Source organism: Amphritea sp. (genome assembly GCF_048266285.1).
In the GTDB taxonomy this organism is placed as follows: Bacteria; Pseudomonadota; Gammaproteobacteria; order Pseudomonadales; family Balneatricaceae; genus Amphritea.
This window is the reverse complement of record NZ_JBLWZV010000004.1, coordinates 218,812-240,188: the sequence shown is the minus strand read 5'-3', so window position 1 is coordinate 240,188 and position 21,377 is coordinate 218,812. Positions and strand designations below refer to the sequence as shown.

General features: G+C 49.3%; 23 protein-coding genes. 13 read left to right on the top strand and 10 right to left on the bottom strand.

All coding sequences use genetic code 11. The features are described from left to right. Positions 1 to 13 precede the first annotated feature (13 nt). Genes accC through aroQ form a run of 3 tightly spaced genes read right to left on the bottom strand, consistent with a single transcriptional unit; the run spans position 14 to position 2,302 of the window. Positions 14 to 1,357: an acetyl-CoA carboxylase biotin carboxylase subunit gene (accC, locus tag ACN0T0_RS08035; RefSeq protein WP_417224901.1), complete on the bottom strand. Its 1,344-nt coding sequence runs from the start codon at positions 1,355 to 1,357 to the stop codon at positions 14 to 16. 25 nt (positions 1,358 to 1,382) lie between these two features. Further along, positions 1,383 to 1,829 (bottom strand): acetyl-CoA carboxylase biotin carboxyl carrier protein, encoded by a 447-nt coding sequence (gene accB, locus ACN0T0_RS08030; RefSeq protein WP_417224899.1) that lies wholly within the window; start codon positions 1,827 to 1,829, stop codon positions 1,383 to 1,385. Positions 1,830 to 1,858: 29 nt separating this feature from the next. Beyond that, the gene (gene aroQ / locus ACN0T0_RS08025; RefSeq protein WP_417224897.1) at positions 1,859 to 2,302 is read right to left on the bottom strand and encodes a type II 3-dehydroquinate dehydratase; all 444 of its coding nucleotides are present in this window, start codon (positions 2,300 to 2,302) and stop codon (positions 1,859 to 1,861) included. A 360-nt stretch (positions 2,303 to 2,662) separates the two neighbouring features. On the opposite strand from aroQ, the gene ACN0T0_RS08020 reads away from it, so the two are divergent. The 5 genes from ACN0T0_RS08020 (at position 2,663) to ACN0T0_RS08000 (ending at position 7,750) form a co-directional block, all read left to right on the top strand. Beyond that, on the top strand, positions 2,663 to 3,706 hold the full coding sequence (locus ACN0T0_RS08020; protein ID WP_417224895.1) for a DUF2333 family protein: 1,044 nt from the start codon (positions 2,663 to 2,665) through the stop codon (positions 3,704 to 3,706). 62 nt (positions 3,707 to 3,768) lie between these two features. Next, positions 3,769 to 4,533: a ParA family protein gene (locus ACN0T0_RS08015; protein WP_417224893.1), complete on the top strand. Its 765-nt coding sequence runs from the start codon at positions 3,769 to 3,771 to the stop codon at positions 4,531 to 4,533. A gap of 238 nt (positions 4,534 to 4,771) precedes the next feature. Further along, a complete protein-coding gene (gene upp, locus ACN0T0_RS08010; RefSeq protein WP_417224891.1) occupies positions 4,772 to 5,398 on the top strand; it encodes a uracil phosphoribosyltransferase in 627 nt (208 codons plus the stop codon). A gap of 11 nt (positions 5,399 to 5,409) precedes the next feature. Then, a complete protein-coding gene (locus ACN0T0_RS08005) occupies positions 5,410 to 6,720 on the top strand; it encodes a uracil-xanthine permease family protein (protein ID WP_417224889.1) in 1,311 nt (436 codons plus the stop codon). A 178-nt stretch (positions 6,721 to 6,898) separates the two neighbouring features. Next, complete coding sequence (locus tag ACN0T0_RS08000) at positions 6,899 to 7,750, top strand: 3-hydroxybutyryl-CoA dehydrogenase (protein WP_417224887.1); 852 nt, start codon at positions 6,899 to 6,901, stop codon at positions 7,748 to 7,750. Between the two features lie 124 nt (positions 7,751 to 7,874). On the opposite strand, the gene ACN0T0_RS07995 is transcribed toward ACN0T0_RS08000, so the two are convergent. From ACN0T0_RS07995 to ACN0T0_RS07980, 4 genes are all read right to left on the bottom strand, one after another. Beyond that, entirely contained in the window at positions 7,875 to 8,408 is a 534-nt protein-coding gene (locus ACN0T0_RS07995; protein ID WP_417224885.1) for a hypothetical protein, read from the bottom strand. Between the two features lie 78 nt (positions 8,409 to 8,486). Then, positions 8,487 to 9,662 (bottom strand): vWA domain-containing protein, encoded by a 1,176-nt coding sequence (locus tag ACN0T0_RS07990; protein ID WP_417224883.1) that lies wholly within the window; start codon positions 9,660 to 9,662, stop codon positions 8,487 to 8,489. 21 nt (positions 9,663 to 9,683) lie between these two features. Then, complete coding sequence (locus ACN0T0_RS07985; protein WP_417224881.1) at positions 9,684 to 10,529, bottom strand: AAA family ATPase; 846 nt, start codon at positions 10,527 to 10,529, stop codon at positions 9,684 to 9,686. A gap of 111 nt (positions 10,530 to 10,640) precedes the next feature. Next, positions 10,641 to 11,555 carry a DMT family transporter gene (locus ACN0T0_RS07980; protein ID WP_417224879.1) on the bottom strand — a complete coding sequence of 305 codons (915 nt, stop codon included), beginning with the start codon at positions 11,553 to 11,555 and terminating at the stop codon, positions 10,641 to 10,643. Positions 11,556 to 11,670: 115 nt separating this feature from the next. Between ACN0T0_RS07980 and ACN0T0_RS07975 the strand changes: the two genes are divergently transcribed. Both ACN0T0_RS07975 and ACN0T0_RS07970 read left to right on the top strand, forming a co-directional pair. Then, positions 11,671 to 12,588 carry a LysR family transcriptional regulator gene (locus ACN0T0_RS07975; RefSeq protein WP_417224877.1) on the top strand — a complete coding sequence of 306 codons (918 nt, stop codon included), beginning with the start codon at positions 11,671 to 11,673 and terminating at the stop codon, positions 12,586 to 12,588. 151 nt (positions 12,589 to 12,739) lie between these two features. Continuing rightward, positions 12,740 to 13,339, top strand: coding sequence for a nitroreductase family protein (locus ACN0T0_RS07970; protein ID WP_215952580.1), 600 nt, complete (start codon positions 12,740 to 12,742; stop codon positions 13,337 to 13,339). Positions 13,340 to 13,382: 43 nt separating this feature from the next. On the opposite strand, the gene ACN0T0_RS07965 is transcribed toward ACN0T0_RS07970, so the two are convergent. Then, positions 13,383 to 13,721 (bottom strand): DUF2956 domain-containing protein, encoded by a 339-nt coding sequence (locus tag ACN0T0_RS07965; protein WP_417224875.1) that lies wholly within the window; start codon positions 13,719 to 13,721, stop codon positions 13,383 to 13,385. A gap of 78 nt (positions 13,722 to 13,799) precedes the next feature. Between ACN0T0_RS07965 and ACN0T0_RS07960 the strand changes: the two genes are divergently transcribed. Continuing rightward, positions 13,800 to 14,726 carry a DUF808 domain-containing protein gene (locus ACN0T0_RS07960; RefSeq protein ID WP_417224873.1) on the top strand — a complete coding sequence of 309 codons (927 nt, stop codon included), beginning with the start codon at positions 13,800 to 13,802 and terminating at the stop codon, positions 14,724 to 14,726. 140 nt (positions 14,727 to 14,866) lie between these two features. On the opposite strand, the gene ppa is transcribed toward ACN0T0_RS07960, so the two are convergent. Beyond that, positions 14,867 to 15,400: an inorganic diphosphatase gene (gene ppa / locus ACN0T0_RS07955; RefSeq protein WP_417224871.1), complete on the bottom strand. Its 534-nt coding sequence runs from the start codon at positions 15,398 to 15,400 to the stop codon at positions 14,867 to 14,869. Between the two features lie 112 nt (positions 15,401 to 15,512). After that, positions 15,513 to 16,484 carry a class 1 fructose-bisphosphatase gene (locus ACN0T0_RS07950; RefSeq protein WP_417224869.1) on the bottom strand — a complete coding sequence of 324 codons (972 nt, stop codon included), beginning with the start codon at positions 16,482 to 16,484 and terminating at the stop codon, positions 15,513 to 15,515. A gap of 274 nt (positions 16,485 to 16,758) precedes the next feature. Between ACN0T0_RS07950 and mpl the strand changes: the two genes are divergently transcribed. From mpl to ACN0T0_RS07925, 5 genes are all read left to right on the top strand, one after another. Then, a complete protein-coding gene (mpl, locus tag ACN0T0_RS07945; protein WP_417224867.1) occupies positions 16,759 to 18,147 on the top strand; it encodes a UDP-N-acetylmuramate:L-alanyl-gamma-D-glutamyl-meso-diaminopimelate ligase in 1,389 nt (462 codons plus the stop codon). Then, positions 18,147 to 18,785, top strand: a complete 639-nt coding sequence (locus tag ACN0T0_RS07940) for a flavin prenyltransferase UbiX (RefSeq protein ID WP_417224865.1) — start codon at positions 18,147 to 18,149, stop codon at positions 18,783 to 18,785. The genes mpl and ACN0T0_RS07940 overlap by 1 nt, the downstream gene beginning before the upstream one ends. A gap of 76 nt (positions 18,786 to 18,861) precedes the next feature. Beyond that, positions 18,862 to 19,563 carry a tRNA (adenosine(37)-N6)-threonylcarbamoyltransferase complex dimerization subunit type 1 TsaB gene (gene tsaB, locus ACN0T0_RS07935; RefSeq protein ID WP_417224863.1) on the top strand — a complete coding sequence of 234 codons (702 nt, stop codon included), beginning with the start codon at positions 18,862 to 18,864 and terminating at the stop codon, positions 19,561 to 19,563. A gap of 137 nt (positions 19,564 to 19,700) precedes the next feature. After that, positions 19,701 to 20,504 carry an undecaprenyl-diphosphate phosphatase gene (locus ACN0T0_RS07930; RefSeq protein ID WP_417224861.1) on the top strand — a complete coding sequence of 268 codons (804 nt, stop codon included), beginning with the start codon at positions 19,701 to 19,703 and terminating at the stop codon, positions 20,502 to 20,504. A 72-nt stretch (positions 20,505 to 20,576) separates the two neighbouring features. Further along, positions 20,577 to 21,353 carry a class I SAM-dependent methyltransferase gene (locus tag ACN0T0_RS07925; RefSeq protein WP_417224990.1) on the top strand — a complete coding sequence of 259 codons (777 nt, stop codon included), beginning with the start codon at positions 20,577 to 20,579 and terminating at the stop codon, positions 21,351 to 21,353. Positions 21,354 to 21,377 lie beyond the last annotated feature (24 nt).

Sequence of the window (21,377 nt, the reverse complement as noted above, 5' to 3'; positions counted from 1 at the left end):
TGGCATCAAATGATCAGTCCAGTCCCAGTTTCTTTTCCAAATAATGGATATTGACGCCGCCTTCAGCGAAGTGGGTGTCACGCACAATGATTTGATGCAGCGGGATATTACAACGAATCCCTTCTACCACCATTTCATCGAGAGCGATCTCCATACGACGCAATGCGGTTGCCCGGTCTTCACCATAGGTGATCAACTTGGCGATCAGTGAATCATAATGCGGCGGCACGGTATAACCGTTGTACAGATGCGAATCAACACGCACGCCAATACCGCCCGGCGCATGGAAATGATTCACTGTACCTGGGCAGGGCATAAAGGTTTTCGGATCTTCAGCGTTGATACGACACTCAATGGAGTGGCCTAGCAGCTTGACGTCTTCCTGTTTGAACGACAACGGCATGCCAGAGGCGATGCGCAGCTGTTCTTTAACGATATCGATACCAGTAACCATCTCGGATACAGGGTGTTCAACCTGAACACGGGTATTCATTTCGATAAAGTAAAAACGGCCATTTTCGTACAGGAATTCGAAGGTGCCAGCACCGCGATAGTTAATCGCTAGGCAGGCATCAACACAGCTTTTAAGCACTTCGGCACGGGCAACAGGGTCGATACCCGGTGCAGGAGCTTCTTCAACGACCTTCTGATGGCGGCGCTGCATTGAGCAGTCACGGTCATACAGGTGGATCGCATTGCCCTGTCCGTCAGATAGTACCTGAACTTCTACGTGGCGAGGGTTCTCGAGGAACTTCTCCATGTAGACGGTTTCGTCACCAAAAGCACCTTTCGCTTCGGATTTGGTTACATATACAGCGTTCAGCAAGCTCGCTTCGCTGTGTACTACTCGCATACCACGTCCACCACCACCGGCGGCCGCTTTGATAATGACGGGATAACCAATTCTGCGCGCGATTTCGATGATCTTGTCACCGTCTTCCGGTAGTTCACCGTCGGAGCCTGGTACGGTCGGTACGCCGGCTTTTTGCATCGCTTCAATCGCAGCGACTTTATCACCCATGATGCGGATGGTTTCCGCTTTCGGGCCGATAAAGGCAAAACCGCTTTTTTCCACCCGTTCAGCAAAATCAGCATTTTCAGCTAAGAAGCCGTAACCGGGGTGGATACCCATCGCATCCGTCACTTCGGCAGCTGCGATGATGGCAGGAATGTTCAGGTAGCTTTGTGCAGACGCGGGTGGCCCGATACACACGGCTTCATCTGCGAGACGAACATGCATCAGATCACGATCCGCGGTGGAGTGGATCGCAACCGTTTTGATGCCGAGTTCTTTGCAGGCCCGGAGGATACGCAGTGCGATCTCTCCGCGGTTGGCAATAACAACTTTTTCTAGCATGTTGAGAACCTGTCTGGTGGATAGCTTAAACGATGATTACCAGTGGCTGATCAAATTCAACCGGTTGGCCGTCTTCGACCAAGATAGCTTCTACAACACCGGAACGGTCAGCTTCAATTTGGTTCATCATCTTCATCGCTTCAACGATGCAGATTGGGTCGCCTTCTTTCACGGTTTGGCCAACTTCAATAAAAGAAGGTGAGCTTGGTGATGGTGAGCGGTAGAACGTACCAACCATCGGCGAAAGAACAGCCTGACCATTGTAGGCAGGTGCGGCAGCAGCAACCGGTGCTACTGGCGCAGCGACAGGCGCAGCAACCGGTGCCGGAGCGGCTGCAACAGGTGCAGGTGCTGCCAGAACGGTGGTGCCGCGGCTGATGCGTACAGACTCTTCGCCTTCTTTAATTTCTATTTCGTTGATGTTGGATTCTTCCAACAACTCAATCAGTTTTTTTACTTTGCGAATATCCATACTAATGAAATTCTCTATCAATTCAGATGTTAAAGTTTGTCAATCCGGCTGAATGCGGATTGTAATGCAAATTCATAACCCTGGACGCCCAGTCCGCAGATAACGCCCACCGCCACATCAGAAAGATAGGAGTGGTGACGGAACGCTTCGCGGGCGTGCACATTGGAGATATGGATCTCTATAAAAGGGATCGCCACACCTAATAGTGCATCACGCAAGGCAACACTCGTATGAGTGAATGCTGCTGGGTTGATCAGTATAAAATCCACCTGTTCGACACGGGCCTGATGGATCCGTTCAATCAATACATGCTCAGCGTTACTTTGCAGGCACTCAATTTGGTGACCTGCTTGCTCAGCAAGGGTAGTAAGGCGTTGGTTAACGTCCTGCAATGTCGCAGCGCCATAAACCTCTGGCTCGCGAGTACCGAGCAGATTTAGGTTGGGGCCGTTAAGAAGCAGTATTTTAGCCATTAAATAAGCCTATAATGACGTACAATTACGTCCGATGGATATAAAAGTGAGTAGTTTGCCGGAAAAGCTAAACTGTGTAAACAGCTTTACTACTTATTGTGTTTTATCATCAGTTTTGCCGACGTTGTGGCTGGTTTCTGATCATAATTTGATTTAGTTTCGTCTATATGACGGTATTAATTGGCTCTTTTCTTGATCTTCTGTCGGTGTTTAGTCGCGCTGTTTTGAGGATCGGATAAATACCGCTGTATCAATGGTAGTATAATGTTCCATTATTTACAGGCGACGGGCATTGACCCGTTGGGTCAAATCGGACATATTGCGGTGCAATAAAAGCGCGTTTACGTTAAAGGATATACCATGGATATGTTACAGCGGTTGTGGTTCTCATGTTGGGATAAACTGACAGGCACTGTAGGCCGTGTGAGATTGTTACGGCCGATATTGGCGCTGGTTGGTCTCTATCTGCTGGTGAGTGTTGGTCTCGGTATTTGGTGGAGCCAAGAGCCGGCCCCTTTTACTATTGAACCGCTAGTGGTTCAGAGCGCCAATGGTCAATCGCAAAAGGTTATCGGTTCGGCCACTGTTTCAACCTTGATTAAGATTACCGATACGTTACTGCAAAAGCAGGGCGGTTATTTATCGAACGACCGTACTCCTCCGGGTATTTGGTTGGATAATATCCCTAACTGGGAATTTGGTGTGCTGGTGCAAGCACGGGATATGTCTCGGGCCATGCGGAAAGATTTCAGCCGGTCACAGTCTCAGTCTACTGAAGATGTCGATCTTAAAGCCGCCGAGCCACTGCTGCACTTTGATAGCGATAGCTGGGTGTTGCCTTCCAGTGAAGGTGAATATAAGAAAGCTTTGAAATACTTGCGTGCCTATGAGGTGCGTCTGTCTGATCCGCAACAGCAGGATGCACAGTTTTATTCCCGTGCCGATAACCTGCGCGGTTGGCTGGCGGATGTGTCTACTCGCTTAGGCAGCTTATCTCAGCGGTTGAGTGCCAGTGTTGGCCAGAAACGAGTGAATACTGATTTGGCGGGCGAATCCAGTGCGCGTCAGTCCACCGATAATGCCGGTGACCGGGAAGTTAAAACGGGCTTCCTTGAGATTGATGATGTCTTTTATGAAGCACGCGGCACAGCTTGGGCATTGATTCATCTGCTGCAAGCGGTTGAAGTGGATTTTGCCGATGCGTTGGAAAAGAAAAATGCGTTGATCAGCCTGCGACAGATTATTCGTGAGTTGGAAGCGACTCAGGGCACCGTCTGGAGTCCGATGATTCTCAACGGTAACGAGTTCGGATTGTTGGCGAACCATTCGTTAGTGATGGCCTCTTATATCTCCCGTGCTAACGCTGCCATTATCGATCTGCGCTCACTCTTAGAGCAGGGTTGATCGCTAGAAAGATCGATTGATCCTGTATCTGTGTCGCGGTGGTTAAGTAAAAGGAAAGACGTATGATTCGAGTTGTCTTTAATCAGAAGGGTGGCGTGGGTAAGTCCAGTATTAGTACTAACTTGGCCGCCATCAGTGCCAGTCAGGGAAAGCGGACACTGGTGATTGATTTAGACTCCCAATGTAACACTAGTCATTATTTACTGGGCGACCAGGTGAATGAGACGGTTGGTGATATTAACGATTTTTTTGAGCAGACACTGAGCTTTCAGGTGCGTCCTAAAGCAATAACGGAGTTTATTCATCCGACTGCGTATGAAAATCTGCATCTGTTGCCCTCAAATCCTGAGCTGGGGGATCTGCATTCTAAGTTGGAAGCGAAGCATAAGATCTACAAGTTGCGGGATGCGCTACAAGATTTGGATCAGTACGATGCGGTCTATATTGATACGCCGCCCGCGTTTAATTTTTATACGCTGTCAGCGCTGTGTGCCGCCGATAGCTGTTTGATTCCATTTGACTGTGATGAGTTCTCTCGTCAGGCGCTCTATAGTCTGATGTACAATGTGCAGGAAACGCAGCAGGATCATAATAAAAAACTCGTCATTGAAGGGATTGTGGTCAATCAGTACCAGCCTCGTGCGAATGCCTCAAAGACCATCGTTGAAACCCTGCAAGACGATAACCTGCCGGTATTAAATGCGAAGATCTCTTCATCAGTGAAGATGAAAGAGTCTCATAATGAGTGCGTCCCGCTGATTCACTTTGCCCCCAAGCATAAGCTTACCTTAGAGTTTATCGCGCTCTATGACGAGTTAAACGCCTAGCTAAGGTGTTACCCCTCCATCCACAATAAACGTATCGTTGATGCGTTTATTGAGAGCTGTTTCCTCATGGTTGTTTATAAAATCGATCCGGTTAGCCTTCTGCTGCCTATTTTGTGACGTCCGTCTAAGACTTTCTCTTAAGCTCAAGGTATTATATTGCAAAATTTTTAGGCTCAGTGCGGTGGTGTGCCATCGGTTGACGCTTTCGTTCTTCGTCGCTTTAAAAAGAGACTTCAGCATGCGTATACATGAAATTAACCACCCTTTGGTAAAACATAAAATTAGTCTGATGCGGGCTGCGGATATCAGCACCCGAGCATTTCGTCAGCTGGCCGCAGAAGTGGGCGCTTTGTTGACCTATGAAGCGACTAAAGACCTGAAAACAGAAAGCTATCAGTTTGAAGGCTGGTGCGGTGAGATGACTGGCGAACAGATTAAAGGCAAAAAGGTTACGGTTGTGCCTATTTTGCGGGCCGGTATCGGTATGCTCGATGGTGTGCTGGATCTTATTCCGAGCGCCAAAATCAGCGTAGTCGGCCTATATCGCGATGAAGAAACGTTACAACCGGTGACCTACTTCGAACGTTTGACCAGTGATATGGAAGAACGACTCGCGCTGGTGATCGATCCAATGCTGGCAACCGGTGGCTCCATGAATGCTACCATCGATATGTTAAAACAGTCCGGTTGTCAGGATATTAAAGCCCTCGTATTAGTGGCTGCGCCTGAAGGCATCAAAGCGGTCAATGAGGCGCATCCGGATGTCGAGTTGTATACCGCGGCGATCGATAGCCACCTTAATGAACAGGGTTATATTATTCCGGGCTTAGGCGATGCCGGCGATAAGATCTTTGGCACTAAATAAAGGAATCTCTGATGAACCGGAAGATGAGCGAAACCCTCGACGGTAATGAACCACTCTGGCGAACGATACTAGCCGGTTCACAAATGTTGTTTGTCGCCTTTGGTGCACTGGTGCTGATGCCTCTGCTCACGGGCATGGACCCGAGTGTGGCACTGTTTACCGCAGGTTTTGGAACGCTGTTGTTTCAAGTGGTCACCAAGGGCCAGGTGCCGGTATTTCTGGCGTCGTCATTTGCCTTTATCGCGCCAATTATTTACAGCACCACGACCTGGGGCATGCCTGCAACCTTAGGGGCGCTGTTCTGTGCTGGCTTGGTGTATATGCTGTTGGCGCTGGCGGTAAAGTTCCGCGGTGTGGGCTTTTTACACCGGGTTCTTCCCCCTGTTGTGGTCGGTCCCGTCATTATGGTGATTGGCTTAGGACTAGCACCGGTGGCGGTGAATATGGCGATGGGTAAAGCCGGAGACGGTAGCATCGAACTGTTTCCCTATGTCGATTCGATGATCGTGTCGATGTCTGCATTAGCGACAACTCTGCTGGTTGCGACCTTTGGTAAAGGGATCTTCCGTTTACTGCCGATTATGGCGGGGGTTGTGGTGGGTTATCTGATGGCTAACTTCTTCGGCATGGTGAATTATCAAGTCGTTGCCGATGCTGCCTTCATCGCGGTGCCTGCGTTCGTTCTGCCTGAATTCAACTGGCAAGCGATTCTGTTTATGATTCCGGTAGCGATTGCACCGGCGGTTGAGCATGTCGGCGATCTGTTGGCCATTGGCCATGTGACCGGAAAAGATTATATTAAAAAACCGGGTCTGCACCGCACACTGTTTGGTGATGGCTTGGCCACGTCGGCAGCGGCACTGTTTGGTGGACCACCGAATACCACCTATTCTGAAGTGACTGGTGCGGTTATGCTAACCCGTTCATTTAATCCGATGATCATGGTCTGGGCTGGGGTGTTTGCTATCCTGCTGGCGTTTGTGGCTAAGTTCGGCATCCTGTTACAAACCATTCCCTCTCCGGTAATGGGCGGTATTCTGATTCTGTTGTTTGGCTCCATTGCCGCGGTGGGTTTGAATACCCTGATTAAAGCCCGTGTTGATCTAGCCGAGCAGCGTAACCTCGTGATCGTAGCAACCACCTTAGTGTTTGGTATCGGCGGTATGGTGGTCGGTCAGGGTGAATTCAGTATGCAGGGCGTTAGCCTCTGTGGTGTTGTGGCTATTCTGCTTAACCTGTTGTTGCCGGGTCATAAACCTGAAGCGGATGATCTGCATGAAGAGCAGGGTGTGGTCGATGACCTGATTGATCATGTGAAGTGATCCACTTTAACGCTTAATTCGGCTCTCGATACGGGGCTGAATCTAGGCTAAGAGAAAACCGGCGAGAGTCGGTTTTTTTGTCAATAACATAAGCGTAGGGGTATTCCCTTATTTTGTGATTGAAATTTGGCGCTAATGATGGAACACTGTGGGCTGATTTTAAGAGGATAAACGCGATATGAAGATTAACAGTTTTGGTGTAGTCGGTGCCGGCCAGATGGGTGGTGGTATTGCTCAGGTAGCTGCCTGTTCTGGTTTCGACGTAGTGTTGTATGATCTGAATGATCCCGCTTTGGAGCGAGGTATTAAGGCCATCAATTCCAGTTTGGCGCGGATGGTGAATAAAGAGAAGCTGACGCAGGCGGAAGCGGATCAGGCGTTGGCACGCATCAAACTGACAACCGATATGGCGGATATGGCTGCAACTGGTATCGTGGTAGAAGCGGCCAGTGAAGATGAAGAGATTAAAAAAACCATCTTCCGTAAGCTCGACGAAGTCTGTCAGCCAGAGACGATTTTGGCGACCAACACCTCATCTATCTCTATTACGCGTTTGGCCGCGGTGACTTCCCGCCCGGGTAAAGTGATCGGTATGCACTTTATGAACCCTGTGCCGATGATGCAGTTAGTGGAAATCATCCGCGCGCTGCAAACCGATGATGCGGTGTTTGATGCGGTACAGCAGTTGTCGCTGGAGATGAGCAAAGTGCCGGTGGATGTTAAAGATGCGCCGGGTTTTGTTTCCAACCGCATTCTGATGCCGATGATCAATGAAGCCGTGTTTTGCCGTTATGAGAATCTGGCAACCGCAGAAGAGATCGATACGGTGATGAAGCTAGGGATGAGTCACCCGATGGGGCCGTTGGCACTGGCGGATCTGATCGGTCTAGACACCTGTTTGAGCATTATGAATGTGCTCTATGATAACTTTAAAGACTCCAAGTACCGTCCTTGCCCACTGCTGGTACAGATGGTGGATGCCGGTTATATGGGCCGTAAGAGCGGTCGCGGATTTTACACCTACGACTGAGTTTTTATGTCGGTGATTCGTTGAAATGTGTTGGATTTGTGTAGGTACTGATGAAGCATGAATCGCACCGGTTGTTCGTATAGCCGATGGTGCGGTTCGCAAAGCTCACCAGCACTCTACGACGTTACGGCGCAAAAGCCTGTTTAATTTTTGCCTGATCTACATGCTTGGCTGAATCCGAGATAGCTGATCTGACTGCGGTATTGGCGACTAAATCCTTGATGGGGAGCTTGACGATCAGTGCGATGGCTTTCTGTATCGCCCGAGGGTCGGTGTGCAAGGCGGTTTTAGATTCGTTATAGCAGTCTTCGACCATGAGCCGGGTAATGAGTGCCCCGAACTCTTTTTTGGATGCCAGTAGATCCTCGGCTGAAATCTGGCTATAGGCGGTTAGTTCTGGGTGGGTCGACATTGAGAAAAACATCCATTTTACCAGTGCTTTCCGCTCTTTGCCGGTTAACGAGTCGACGAAGCAGGTTTCGAGCGCTTGAGCATGGGCCGTGATCGGCAGCATCAAACAGAGGCTCGTCATCAGTGTTAAAGCAAACGCCGGTATGGTGTGTTTCAAAGTCAATAACCCCGTTTTTGGCCAATCAATATCGCAGCGACTGTCAGCGATGCAGGATTGATCGATGCCTGTGGATAAGATAGTCAGCATACCCGCCCAATGGCAGCAAAGAAAGTTGGCTTAGCGGCAGAAAAGCCGTATTAGCCATAGAAATGCGAGAGGCTGCGGTTATTTCGACAGATGACGGATGCCATCTTCTAACCCTTCCAGTGTTAGGGGGAACATTTTCTGATCTAATATCGTTTTGATCATCTGGGTGCTGGCAGTGTAATCCCAGTAGCGTTGATGGCTGGGGTTAAGCCAGATGGCTTTATCCCAGGTATCGAGAATCCGTCTTAGCCAGACCTCGCCCGCTTCTGGATTACGGTGTTCGACACTGCCAAATCGTTCGGTTACCTCATAGGGTGCCATCGCGGCATCGCCAACGAAGATCACCCGATAATCGCGGCCATAGGTGTGCAGCAGATCGAAGGTGTCGATATGCTCGTTCCAGCGACGTTTGTTATCTTTCCAGACCCGTTCATAAACACAGTTATGAAAATAGAAATACTCTAGGTGTTTAAACTCGGTGCGGGCCGCTGAAAACAGTTGTTCGCATTGACGAATGTACGGGTCCATCGAGCCACCGACATCAAAAAATATCAGTACCTTGGCGGCGTTATGCCGTTCCGGTACCATTTTTAGATCGAGGTAGCCGGCATTATTGGCGGTAGAACGGATGGTGTCATCGAGGTCTAATTCATCGGCGGCGCCGGTGCGGGCAAACTTACGCAGCTTGCGCAGGGCGACTTTGAGGTTGCGGGTGCCCAACTCAACACTGTCATCGAGATCGCGAAATATCCGTTTTTCCCATACCTTGGCTGCCCGCTTATGTTTGCTTTCTCCGCCGATACGCACCCCTTCGGGGTTATAGCCACTGTGACCAAACGGCGAGGTGCCGCCAGTACCGATCCATTTATTACCCCCAGAGTGACGTTCTTTTTGTTCCTCAAAGCGTTTAGCGAGGGTTTCCATCAGCTTATCTAATCCGCCGAGTTTCTCGATTTCGGCTTTATCTTCATCGCTGAGATTGCGGATAAAGTCGGCGTCCAGCCATTGCTCGGGGATTAGATTGTCGAATGGATCGGGTAGCTCGGCGAGACCTTTGAAGTAGTGGCCAAAGGCGAGGTCGAAACGGTCGAAATATTTTTCATCCTTCACCATGCAGGTGCGCGCCAGTAGATAGAAATCATCCCAGTTGGCAAACGCCAGATGATTTTCCAGAGCCTCGAGCAGCATTAACAACTCTTTAATGGAAACGGGCACCTGAGCTTTGCGCAGGGTGTAGAAAAAATCGACTAGCATTGCGATACTCCCAGAACTGGCTTAACGGCTTCCACGGCGGGCCATAAAGGCCAGTCGTTGTAGCATATGAACGTCTTGTTCATTTTTCAGCAAGGCACCATAGAGAGGCGGAATCGCTTGGCTGGCATCACGGCTTTGCAGCAATTCGAGGGAAATATTATCGGCCAGTAGTAGTTTCAACCAGTCGATCAGCTCCGACGTGGAAGGTTTTTTCTTCAGGCCGTTGACCTCCCGTACCTGAAAGAATACTTCGAGTGCTTCATTCACCAGCGACTTTTGGATATCCGGGAAGTGGACATCAACGATCTGCTTCATGGTCTCGGCATCGGGGAAGTTAATATAGTGGAAGAAACAGCGGCGCAGGAACGCGTCGGGCAGTTCTTTTTCGTTGTTGCTGGTGATGATGATAATGGGACGGTGTTTCGCGACCACGGTTTCGCCGGTTTCGTAAACACTGAATTCCATCTTGTCGAGTTCGACTAATAGGTCATTGGGGAACTCAATATCGGCTTTATCGATCTCATCAATCAGCAGTACGACCTGCTCATCTGCATCAAAGGCTTCCCAGAGCATCCCTTTACGGATGTAATTCTTTATATCATGCACCCGATCATCACCGAGTTGGGAGTCTCTTAGACGGGATACGGCATCGTATTCATACAATCCCTGCTGGGCTTTGGTGGTCGATTTAATATGCCAGCGCAGTAATTTTTTACCAAAGGCTAACGCCACTTCATCGGCGAGCATGGTTTTACCGGTGCCAGGCTCACCTTTGATCAGTAGGGGGCGTTGCAGCGTGGCGGCGGCATTAACGGCCATTCGCAGGTCATCCGTTGCAACATAGCGCTCAGTACCTTCAAATTTCATCTGACTTAACCTCTGAGAAAACTGTTACCAAAGAGGAATATCTTAGCAGAAAAATAGTATCGGGATATGGGCTCTAATTGACTATTTAGGACAATAAACCCTACATCTAGGCTATGCGGTATGGGGCGAACGTTGCTCTTTTTGTACCAGTAACATGGCGATAATAACAAGCACAATGCCGGGTATTAGTGGCCATTGTAGCGATGTAGAGCCCATCAATATATTTAGGATTACCACGAACAAAGGGGTTAAAAAGCTATAGGCTGCCACTTGAGTTGCGCCCAAGATAAGCGTGCCGAGTTGTAATAAGAAAAAACTGACTAAGGTGGTGAAGATAGCCAGATATAAAATGCCCAGATAAACATTCATATCGACGGCGCGCCACTCAATAGCGGCTAAGCTAGGAAGTGATAGTAACAGTAGCCAGAAGCCGCCAATCGATATCACCCAGAATGTCATTACTTCCATCGGCTCGCCAGCATAAAATTTTCGTATCAGTGGGTTATAGGCTCCCATAAATAAGCAGCCGAGTATAAATAGGAGGTCTCCGCGATTCAGTTGTAGTTGCAGCAAGCTGCTTATATCGCCCCGTACGATAATCCACAGGGCGCCTAAGGTGCCCAGTAGTAAACCGGCTGCTCGGCGTTTGCTAGTTTTTTCTCGGTTGATAAGAAACACATAGAATGCGGTCATCGCGGGCACCGTGGTATAGATGGCACCGGTATTGAGTGCGCTGGTATAGCGTAGCGCTTCAAACATACACCAGAAAAACACCACTAAAGGGATGCTTAAAACAGCATTCCCGAGCAATTGCTTACCTTTTGGGCGGTGCCAGCCGTTTTTAACGAAAACATAGGGTGCGAACATCAGTGCGGCCAGCAGAAAACGGATAAACATCATTACCTCGGGAGGCAGGGCGGTGGTAATGAGTGCGCCAACAGGAAATGAGCTGGCGATAAGCGCGACCATCAATAGCATCAGCAAGTGAATCACAACGCGGGGTGTCTGTTGGAATGGGTTGTTCATAAGGCGCTCTATGCAAAGGGATCTGAGGCTTGCTAGGTTAACTTGTTTTTAATTAGCTGATAATCTGTGTTTTTGGACAATAACTGTTGAATAAAAGCGAACAAAGGTTGGTGTGATGGATACGATTGCTGCAATTCCCGTTTTTGTTGCTGTGGTTCAGTATGGTGGATTTTCCCCTGCGGCTCGCTTTTTGGGTATCTCTAAATCGGCGGTGAGCAAGCGTATTACGTTGTTAGAGCAGCAACTGGGGGTCAAATTATTGCACCGGACAACGCGAAAGCTGAGCTTAACGGAGGTGGGGGAACGTTATTTTGAGCATGCGCTTAAAGCGACCGAGGCCGCCCGTGACGCAGAAGATGCAGTGGCCCAACTTCAGGGGGAGCCGCAGGGACGTTTACGAATAAATTCACCGATGTCGTTTGGCCGGTTGCATATGGCACCGATGATCCCTGAATTTTTAAAACGCTATCCTAAAATCAGTATCGACCTGGTGATGGATGATAAACGACTCGAGATGGTGAGTGGCGGGTTTGATATCGCCATTCGTGGTGGTGAATTATCGGATTCTAGCCTGATTGCCCGTCGACTTGGCCGTTTTAACAGTGTTTTATGTGCCTCTCCTGAATATCTAGAGACTCAGGGTTATCCGTTAGTACTGGATGACCTGTTAGAGCATAACTGTCTCTCTTTTAGTTATTCCAATGATGTGCGTGAATGGCACTTTACGAAAGATAACCAGCGGCAGTCGGTAATGGTGTCGGGTAACTATCAGGTTAATAACAGTGAGGCGTTGCAGGAAGCGGTGCTTAGAGGGTTGGGTATTGCGCGCTTACCGACCTTTGTGGCTGGGCCGGATATTCGCGCTGGCAGACTGGTGGTCTTGTTTCCTGAATATCAGATGCCGGTGCAGGATTATAACGCGGTGTTTATTGAGCGACAGTATATGCCTGCGAAGGTGCGGGTATTTTTAGATTTTGCCATCGAGTATTTTGGCAGTGAGACGCCCTATTGGGAGCAGGGTATCGCTATCTAACGCAGTATTGTTGTCTTTTGCTCAACATTGTTTTTATTTTAAGAGTGGTTATTAATCATTAATAAACAATCTAATCTATTTGTCAGATGTGGTGATCACGGCGTTGAGTGGTGACACCTTTAATAATCGATCAATAGATGAGGGTTTAATAATGGAATTTTTTGCAACCGTTGCAGCACGTCGCGCGATCAAACACTATGCCGATAAACCGGTGACTGAAGCTGACTTTGAACGCATCATGCAGGCAGTATTGCTTTCTCCTACTTCATATAATATTCAGCATTGGCGGTTTGTTCGGGTCACTGATTCGCAACTACGTACTGAACTTCAGGCTGCTGCTTGGGGACAAACACAGATAACCGAGGCTGCTGAGTTGGTGATTGTGTGTGCTGACACTCAAGCCTGGTCAGATAACCCTCAGCGTTATTGGGCCAATGCTCCGGCGGATGTGCAGGCGATGATGTTGCCTATGCTGGCCTCTTTTTATCAGGGCAAAGGGTTGTTACAGCGTGATGAGGCGATGCGTTCTAGCGGAATGGCGGCACAAACCTTTATGTTGGCGGCTAAGGCCTTGGGATATGATACTTGCCCTATGATCGGTTTTGATAATGAGCGGGTGGCTGAGATGGTTAATTTACCCGCAGGCCATGTGATCAGTATGTTCATCACGCTTGGTTCGGCGGACAAGCCTGCAAACCCTAGGGCTGGGCAAATCCCGCTGACCGAGGTATTAATTGAAAACCGCTTTTAATGTTGCCGCAGGTTGCGTTATTCATCCAGCATGACGCAACCTGTTAGAAAGGGTTGTAAACAGCGGCATAGAGAGCGAAGCCTATCCAGCTGAGCCATAATAAGCCCCAGCTTAATCGACTCTGTTTGTAAATGGTCACTATCTCTGGAGCGTCTGAATTATTAGCGTTATTCGGCTGTTGTGCTTGTTGCAGTTTGCGCTTTTGTTTGTCTAATTCACGGGCTTTTTCTTTGTGACGCTTTTTGTATTCCTCGATTCCTTTCTGAATACCCTGAGCAATAAGTCTGGTTTGTTCTTTCGTTTGTCCTGGACGCTGGGTGGCTTTAGCCACCTGTAATGCTTCGGTTACCACCTGTCCAGATACTTTTTGTTTCTTAGCCATAGTCACTCCCTCGGTTTGAGCTGTATTATCTCACGATAACGGGTGACAATGTCTGTTAACAGAAATAAGGATATGTACATGGCCGCTTCAAACCTTCTAGCCTTAATTGACGATATCGCGTCCCTGCTTGATGATGTTGCCGGGATGACGAAAGTCGCCGCCCGTAAAACAGCTGGGGTGCTAGGGGATGATCTGGCGTTGAATGCTGAGCAAGTCTCGGGTGTTAAAGCCGAACGAGAGCTTCCGGTGGTTTGGGCGGTGGCAAAGGGCTCTTTTGTTAACAAGGCTATTCTGGTGCCAGCGGCGCTGGCGATCAGTTACTTTATCCCTTGGTTGATCGTGCCTCTGTTGATGATTGGCGGGTTGTTTCTCTGCTTTGAAGGCTTTGAAAAAGTGTTTCATGCGTTGTTCCATTCACCAGCAGAGAAGGCGGCCCATAAAGCGGAGCTAAAACACGCACTCGAGGATAGTGCAGTTGATTTGGTTGCTTTTGAAAAAGAGAAGATCAAAGGGGCAGTGCGTACCGACTTTATACTCTCCGCCGAGATTATTGTTTTAACGTTAGGCACGGTGGCCGGCGCGTCATTGGTTACCCAGTTGGGAGTGCTGGTGGGCATTTCGCTCATAGTGACGGTGGGGGTCTATGGATTGGTGGCGGGTATTGTTAAGTTGGATGATCTCGGACTTTATATGGTGCGTAAACCCGGTGCGGCCGACCTAACTAAAACTATTGGCCGTGGCATTTTAACGGCGGCGCCGATGCTGATGAAAGGACTCTCTGTGTTAGGTACGGTGGCGATGTTTATGGTGGGCGGCGGCATCTTAGTCCATGGTTTGCCGTTTTTACATCACTTTATCCAGCATTTGACCGAGGGGTTGAATGCGGTTGTTGTGATGTTGTTACCGGTATTGTTAGAAGCGTTGATCGGTGTTGCCGCTGGCGGTGTTGTCTTTATGGTGATTAGCTTGGGTAAAAAACTGGCGGGGAAAGCCGAGGCGGCTTGATCTTTAGTCGTTGGTTTTCTGACTGGAGGAGGGGCACAGGTGTTTGGGTTAAATAACCCTGAGCTAAGATAAAGGCAAAAAGTAAGCTACAAAAAGGGCCGATGCATTATATATCGGCCTTTTTTGTTTCGAGCAGCTAATTACTTAGCGGCTTCGTAAGCTGTTTGCGCTTCGATGATCGCAGCTTTAGCGGCGTCAACGCCTTCCCAGCCTTCAACTTTAACCCATTTGCCTTCTTCTAGACCTTTGTAGTTCTCGAAGAAATGCTTGATGCGGGCCAATAGAATGTCTGGCAGGTCAGTGACGTCTTGCACGTCTTTGTAGGCTTTGCTCAGTTTGTCGTGTGGTACGGCAACGAGTTTAGCATCTTCACCGGCTTCGTCGGTCATGTTCAGTACGCCAACGGGGCGGCAGCGAATCACAGAACCGGGTACTACTGGGTAAGGTGTTACTACCAGTACGTCCAGTGCATCGCCATCATCAGCCAAGGTGTTGTTGATGTAACCGTAGTTGGCTGGGTAGAACATAGGCGCCGCCATGAAACGGTCAACGAAGATTGCATCAGAATCTTTGTCGATCTCGTATTTAACCGGATCGCTATCCGCTGGAATCTCGATGATTACATTGATGTCGTTTGGCAGATCATTGCCAGCAGGGACTTTTTCAAAGCTCATGTGTCGCCTTCCTGTTTAAGTGTTAAATCTGTTTAGAATTCTAGGGCTGCATTATATACAGCCCTTGATCATAAGTTGAATACGACTTAAAGATCATAAACTGAGAATTCAGTTAGTCCTTAGCGTGATATTTCATCATGGTTTCGACTTCAGCTTTTGAACCTAGGCCGACGGAAACGCGTTGATGAATTTTTTCTGGCTGGACATCCATAATGTGCCCGTAGCAAGTTGTGCTTAAGCCGCCAGCTTGTTCGATAAGGTAACTCATTGGATTACCTTCATACATCAGACGTAGCTTGCCGGGCTTGCTTGGATCACGATTATCCCATGGGTAAAGGAAGATGCCGCCACGGGTGAGGATGCGATGAACTTCGGCCACCATAGAGGCAACCCAGCGCATATTATAACGTTTGCCCAGTGGGCCTTCTTCACCTTGAAGCAGGTCGGAAACATAGGCTTGCATTTCGGGTTCCCAGAAACGCTGATTTGACATGTTGATGCCAAATTCTTGGGTATGCTCAGGCACTGTGACATTCTCTTCGGTGAGAATGAAATCGCCACCGTGGCTCAGCGTAAACATCTGTACGCCGTTACCGGTAGTGAGAACCAATACCGCACAAGGGCCATACAAAACATAACCGGCGGCGATCTGCTTGCGGCCGCATTGCATGAAGGCCGCTTCTGAACCGCCATCAAGACCTTCAGGGCGTTCTAAAATAGAGAAAATAGTACCGACGGACACGTTAACATCGATATTGGATGAGCCATCCAATGGGTCGAACGTGACAAGGTATTTACCCTCTGGGTTACCGGCAACAGGGTAGTCTTCCTCTTCAGAAGCGATACCCGCAACAGTTGAGTTATCTAACAGCACGGCTTTAAGAATATCGTTAGAGATGATGTCCAGTTTTTTCTGGGTTTCACCCTGAACATTAACGCCTTCGGAGGTGCCCAATACGCCCGCCAGAGCGCCTTCACGCAGTTTAATGGCGATCTCTTTACAGGACAGCATCAGGCTGTCAATCAGTTCAATAAGATCATCGGGAGTGTCGTGGTGCTTGAGGTACTGGTTCAGCAGTCGCATGTGGCCAAAAAACCTGTGGATTTGAGGGGTTAAAAGTTGTGCTGATTTTACGCTGAATTAAGGGTGAATTACACCGTTGAGCGGGTAATTAACGTAAAAAAACGACAATTGTGTGAATCGTGATTTATTTTTTGCAAGTTTTTTTGTGATGCTTCAATAACCGGGTAGCTGAGTTGCTATGATCAACAATGAAAAAGAGCATAACCGAAGTGTCTTAACTGTTATTATGCTGACATTATTTTAGAGTCTAATTGCTGATCTGGAGAAGCTATCCGTGCATGTTCATATATTGGGAATTTGTGGCACCTTTATGGGTAGTTTGGCGGTGCTGGCAAAGGAGCTAGGCCACCGGGTGAGTGGTTCCGATGCCAATGTTTATCCACCCATGAGTACGCAACTCGAACAGCAGGGAATCAGTTTGATTGAAGGCTATGATCCAGCTCAGCTCGATCCCGCGCCGGATATGATTATTGTTGGTAATGCGATGACTCGGGGAAACCCCTGTGTTGAAGCGATGTTAGACCGTGGCCTACCTTATACCTCAGGCCCCCAGTGGTTATCAGATAACTTATTACGGGACAAATGGGTATTGGCGGTTGCAGGGACTCATGGCAAAACCACCACTGCGACGATGTTGGCTTGGCTGTTGGAATTTGCCGAGATGTCACCGGGTTTTCTGATTGGTGGGGTGCCGAACAATTTTGACCGCTCCGCGCGGGTGGGTGAGTGCCCCTTTTTTGTGATCGAAGCGGATGAATATGACACCGCTTTTTTTGATAAGCGCTCTAAGTTTGTTCATTACCATCCGCGTACCTTAGTGCTGAATAATCTTGAATTTGATCATGGTGATATCTTTGATGACCTCGCGGCAATTCAGCGGCAGTTTCATCATGTGGTCAGAATAGTACCCGCTAACGGTCAGGTGATTATGCCGGCAGGTGTCGCCGCGCTGGATCAGGTAATTGAGCAGGGGTGTTGGACGCCGCTTGTGAAAACCTCGGTGGGCACCGCTCAACAGCTAGATAGTGCAGCTGAATGGCAGGCACGTTTGCTTAAGGATGATGGTTCTGAGTTTGAGGTGTTGCATCAAGGCGAACTCGTTGGCACGGTGCGTTGGCAGATGACCGGCTTACATTCGGTTAATAATGGCTTAATGGCGCTGGTAGCAGCCCGTCATGTGGGCGTACAAATCACCCATGGGATTGAAGGCTTATGTCAATTCGGTGGTGTGAAGCGGCGCATGGAGCTGATCGGTGAGGTAGCGGGCGTTCGGGTATATGATGATTTTGCCCACCATCCCACCGCTATCGAAACCACCCTGCAGGGGATTCGCGCCCAGGTAGGTGATGCGCCGGTGATCGCCGTGATTGAACCCCGTTCTAATACCATGCGTATGGGTATGCATCGGCAGGCGTTAGCGGCCTCGGCAAGACTGGCGGATAAGGTTTATTGGTATCAGCCGGCTGGCTTGGAATGGTCATTACAGGATGTGGTTGATCACTGTGAGAACCCCGCAGTGTTGATGCGAGATACGGCAGATATTATTTCTCAGTTGGTTGCTGATGTTCAGCCGGGCAGCCATATCGTGATTATGAGTAATGGTAGTTTTGACGGAATTCACCTGCGTCTGGTCGACGCATTACAAATACAGCAGCAAGGCTGATGGAGTCGAACGTGGCAGAGGCTTATAAAGACAGAATTACGCTCGCCATCACCGGGGCGTCAGGTGCACAGTATGGTTTACGCTTGCTGGAATGCTTGATTGCCGCTCGGTGTCAGGTGTTGGTGATGATCTCGAAAGCCGCACAGGTGGTTATCGCGACGGAAACCGATGAACGATTGCCCGGTTCTGCTAAAGAGCAGGAGGTCTGGTTGACGCAGCGGTTTGCGGCGACGCCGGGGCAACTGCGGGTTTATGGCCGAGAGCAATGGATGGCACCGGTGGCATCGGGGTCAGGCGCGCCGAGTAAAATGGTGGTGTGTCCCTGTTCGACAGGTACATTGTCGGCTATCGCGACGGGGGCGAGTAACAACCTGATTGAGCGGGCGGCAGATGTGGCTCTTAAAGAGCGTCGGCAGTTAATTCTTGTGCCACGGGAAGCGCCTTATTCTGAAATCCATCTAGAGCATATGCTTAAATTGACGCGGATGGGCACGGTGGTAATTCCTGCAAGCCCTGGTTTTTATAACCGTCCACAAAGCGTTGAAGATATGGTCGATTTTGTCGTGGCGCGGATTCTTAATCAGTTGCAAATAGAGCAGCAGCTGATGCCGCGTTGGGGTGAGGATAGCCTTTCCTGATCATAGCGCTTAAAATGCAGCGCTTTTGAGGCGTTGCTGCGTCAACCTGTTTACTTTGACATACCGGATAATTGAGATGGCCAAAATTCTTGCCCTGGATACATCCACAGACGCCTGTTCTGTCGCGCTTTCGATTGATGGCGAAATTCAGGAAGATTTTCGTATTATTCCACGCCAACATACCCGCCAGTTATTACCGATGGTCGATGAGATGCTGACTACGGCAGGGCTTAAAGTTAAGCAATTGGATGCCATCGCGTTTGGCCGAGGACCGGGTTCTTTTGCGGGTATTCGTATCGCCACCGGTGCCGCCCAGGGATTAGCATTTGCGGCTGAGCTGCCGGTCTTGCCGATATCGACCTTGGCGGCGATCGCCCTGAAGGCTGCTCGGGAATATCAGGTTGAGCGGATTGTCAGTACGCTGGATGCGCGGATGAACGAGTTGTATAGCTGTGATTACGAAATGCGTGACGGTTTGCCCGTTGCGTTGCGTCATGAAACGGTTAGTGCACCAGAAAATATAGTTGTGCCTGCCGGCGAACGGTGGTTTGCCGCAGGAAAAGGCTGGGTCTATCTCGATAATATGTCGGCTGAGGTACAGCACGCGGTCGGTACCCCGGTACTCGATATCTATCCTTCGGCAGGGCTGATGTGCGAGCTGGCGATGGATGCCTTTGCCCGTGGCGAAGGGGTGTCAGCGGAAGAGGCTCAACCTATTTATTTGCGCGATACCATCTCTTGGAAAAAAATCAGTGAGCAAAAAAAGAAAGGCCAGTAAACCTCTGTTTTTAACAGAACGATTTTATATTCACGGGCTGTGCTAGTTAAGCGAAGTGCGTAGCTTTGGTTGTTCAACATCCTGTGCGCAGTTAATAAGTGCTTTCAATTTAAAAGATTATTAGGAGATTCTTTATCATGGATTGGTTTCAGGTGGTATTTTTGGCGTTATTGCAGGGCCTGACTGAATTTTTGCCGATCTCAAGTTCTGCGCATCTGATTTTACCGTCACAGCTGTTTGGCTGGACCGATCAGGGCTTAGCATTTGATGTGGGTGTGCATATTGGTTCTTTGACTGCGGTAATGATCTATTTTCGTCAGGATATCTGGCGCATGATTGTCGCTTGGACCGGCAGTTTGGCCGGGCGGGGCAAAAGCACCGATTCTCGCTTGGCTTGGTATGTGATTTGGGCGACCTTGCCGGCGGTTGTGGCTGGTTTTATGTTTAACTCGGCGGTCGATCATTATGGGCGCAGTATTTTAGTGATCGCTGGTGCGACCCTTATTTTTGGTGCACTGCTTTGGTGGGCTGATTTTAGTCGGACAGAGGTTCGTCCGTTAGAAAAAATTACCCTTAGGGATGCCGTTATTATTGGTTTAGCCCAAGCGGTGGCGTTGATTCCAGGAACATCTCGTTCCGGTATTACTATTACGGCAGGGCTGATGTTGGGGTTGACTCGCCAATCGGCCGCCCGGTTCTCTTTTTTGCTATCAATTCCGGTTATTCTTGGGGCTGGTTTACTCAAAGGCGTCGAGCTGGTGCAGACCGGTACACTGGACCAATGGACAATGGTGTTAGGGGGAACCGTACTTGCCGCGATCAGTGCCTATGCCTGTATCCATCTGTTTTTGCAGTGGTTGGATAAAATCGGCATGTTGCCCTTTGTTATTTACCGATTGTTACTGGGCTTCGTGTTGCTCGGTGTTTATTTTATGGTCTGACCTGATGGCAGACGTTGATTTTAAAAAGGTGCCGTTTTGACCCCGCAATCCGAACCCGTTAACTCCGCTGGTATTGCCCTGTGTTATGTCGATGAAGCAGGGCAAGAGGACGCTCAGCAGTTAGCGAGTCGTTTGAGCCTGCCGTTGTTAGACCAATATGATCTTAGGGATGAGCAGTTTTCTCAGTTGCTGATCTGCGAGTCTGGTCGTCGCTGTTTGCAGCAAACGGGCCGTAAAGCGCCGGGCCCGGTGTTGGCGGATTTTGTTTCGGGGGCGGTGGCACATCGGCGAAAATTTGGTGGCGGTAAAGGGCAGATGATTGCCAAAGCGGTCGGAATTAAAGGATCGGTGCGTCCACAGGTAGCCGATGTTACTGCCGGGCTTGGGCGCGATAGTTTTGTGCTAGCAACCTTAGGCTGCGAGGTGCAGATGGTGGAGCGTTCACCGATTATTCATGCGTTGCTAGAAAGTGGCTTGCAGCAGGCGCAGAGGGATCCAGACGTGGCGGACATTGCGGCTCGGATGCAACTGGTGAATGCCGATAGTATTGACTGGCTAGCCGATCAGTTAACCACTGAGTGTAAGCCGCAGGTGATCTATGTCGATCCGATGTTTCCGCATACCGATAAGTCAGCATTGGTGAAAAAAGAGATGCGGGTGTTTCGTGATATTGTTGGTGACGATCAGGACTCGGCGACTCTGCTTGAGCGGGCGTTAGCACTTGCGGAATATCGGGTGGTGGTTAAACGTCCCCGTAAAGCGCCCACCATTGAGGGGCAGGCCCCCAGTTATCAGCTTAATGGTAAATCCAGTCGTTATGATATTTACACCTTAAAAAGCTTGTTATAACCGGGCGGCTTCTGGCGGTACTCG